1 protein-coding gene is annotated in these 520 nt (G+C 61.9%); it reads right to left on the bottom strand.

The genetic code is table 11. The features are described 5' to 3' along the window. Positions 1-310: 310 nt before the first annotated feature. The coding region (locus ACFOLC_RS16170; RefSeq protein WP_386760295.1) for a hypothetical protein at positions 311-520 on the bottom strand (210 nt) is incomplete at its 5' end.

The raw sequence follows: 520 nt of genomic DNA, 5'->3' as shown, positions 1-520 counted from the left end.
GATGGCAAAGTGGCGGGTATCGCAAACCTGCACCGGGCGCCGCCGTTCGAGCATCTGGGCGAAGTTGAGCGGCATGCCCAGGCTCTGGTAGCAGAGACTGTCGGGGTTGGCTTCGACGAACAGCGGAAGGGTCTTGAAGGTGCGCGGGTTCTTGCGATCCAGGACTTTCGGCATGGCAGTAGTCTCCCTTCGGCGACCCGAAAAGCGGCTGACCGGCCCGTTATGGGAACGGTGCCCGTGCGACAGGCCCGGGGAGATTCAAAGGCAGCCAGACAGCACTGCCGACCGATTCAGCCGCCTAAGGGACACCTCACAAACGTTGTTGTATGGCAGCCAAGGCGTAGGAGACATTCTCGCGCAAATGCGACGAATTGATAGTGCCGATGATCGCGCTGCTCATGCCAGGATGTCGCATCAACAACTCGAAGGTGCGCCGTAGCGGGTCCTCTCCCGGCTTCAGGCAGGCATGGCCGCTGGCCAGGGCCTTTTTCACCAGGATGCCCTTGGAGCGTACGGCCGC

This window comes from Lysobacter cavernae (assembly GCF_042648505.1).
GTDB classification, from domain to species: Bacteria; Pseudomonadota; Gammaproteobacteria; order Xanthomonadales; family Xanthomonadaceae; genus Lysobacter_L; species Lysobacter_L cavernae.
This window is presented reverse-complemented; position numbering and strand designations above follow the sequence as displayed.